Annotated in this window: 1 protein-coding gene; it reads right to left on the bottom strand. The window is 39.7% G+C overall.

The genetic code is table 11. The features are described 5' to 3' along the window. Positions 1-1,653 (bottom strand): SprB repeat-containing protein (locus RCH19_RS14690; protein ID WP_343023860.1); only part of this gene is annotated, 1,653 nt, incomplete at both ends.

The following is a 1,653-nucleotide window of genomic DNA, read 5'->3' as shown; positions in this document are numbered from 1 at the left end:
TTTACCCGCATCGATATCCGATTGTTTGATCGTATATGTTCCTTTGATAGTCGCATTAGAAGCCCCTACTGCAAGGGTTGCAATTGGGTTTCCAGGAATGCTTAAACCTAGCATTGGATCAGTTACTATTACATTAGTAAGCGAAGTGTTTCCAGTATTGGTTACTGCAAAAGTATAGGTAATTACATCACCCACTTTACCCGTTCCACCTACAGCAGCTGTTTTCACAAGAGCAATACTTGGCGTTTGCGTTAGAGGCGTATCAGTAGTAGTATCGTTAGTTACCGTAGTACCAGAGATATCCGTTACATCTTTATTATTCGGATCTTGAGCAGTTGCTAAAGCCGTGTTAACCACTTTACCCGCATCGATATCCGATTGTTTGATCGTATATGTTCCTTTGATAGTCGCATTAGAAGCCCCTACTGCAAGGGTTGCAATTGGGTTTCCAGTAATGCTTAAACCTAGCATTGGATCAGTTACTATTACATTGCTAAGCGAAGTGTTTCCAGTATTAGTTACTGCAAAAGTATAGGTAATTACATCACCCACTTTACCCGTTCCACCTACAGCAGCTGTTTTCACAAGAGCAATACCAGATTCTGTTATTGAATAAGAATAATTTTCAATACAACCATTAGCATCTTTAATTTCAACACTATAAATACCATTTTTTAAACCAGTAAGGTCTTTTGATGTAGCATCATTTGACCATAAATAAGTATATAAAGGAGTTCCTCCAGAAACAGTTTGCGTAATAGTACCATTGCTACATCCCACGCAATTATTATTATTTGTTATAATGGCTGTAGCATTAATTGCTGCTGCAGGTTGAGTGATTGTTACTTGCGTTGTAGCCGAACAAGAACCATTTGCGTTTCCGTTAGGAGCCGTAGCGATTAAAGTATAAGTTCCAGCAACCAATCCAGTATTAGAAACAACCTCGTTAGCAGCATTAGTGATTACTACAATTGAACTAGCACTATTAGTTACAGCGATAGAACCGTTAGCCTCACCAAAGCAAGAAGCATTGGTAGCGATTCCGCTTACCGTAACTGCGATTGCAGGTTGAGAGATTGTAACTTGCGTTGTAGCCGAACAAGAACCATTTGCGTTTCCGTTAGGAGCCGTAGCGGTTAAAGTATAAGTTCCAGCAACCAATCCAGTATTAGAAACAACCTCGTTAGCAGCATTAGTGATTACTACAGTTGAACCAGCGCTATTAGTTACAGCGATAGAACCATTAGCCTCACCAAAGCAAGAGGCATTGGTAGCGATTCCGCTTACCGTTACAGCGATTGCAGGTTGAGAGATTGTTACTTGCGTTGTAGCCGAACAGCCATTTTGGTCAGTTACTGTTACAATGTATTCACCAGCTTTTAAATTAGTGGCTGTAGAAGTATTTTGAACAGGTACAGAGTTCCAACTATATGTGTATCCAGGATTACCTCCTGAAGCAGAAATAGTTGCTTCACCATCATTTCCATCAAAACAAGAAACATTATTAATGAGAACTATCTTAGGACTTGGAATTGAATTTGCAACTGTTACCGTTACAGTACTAGTTGCAGTACATCCAGAAGCGGTATTAGTAGCTGTTAAAGTATAAGTAGTTGTAACAGAAGGATTAGCTGTTGGGTTAGAAGCCGTAGC

It is taken from the genome of Flavobacterium sp. PL12, assembly GCF_039123485.1.
Taxonomy (GTDB): domain Bacteria; phylum Bacteroidota; class Bacteroidia; order Flavobacteriales; family Flavobacteriaceae; genus Flavobacterium; species Flavobacterium weaverense.
The sequence above is the reverse complement of the archived record's forward strand: the minus strand, read 5'-3'. Positions and strand labels throughout refer to the sequence as shown.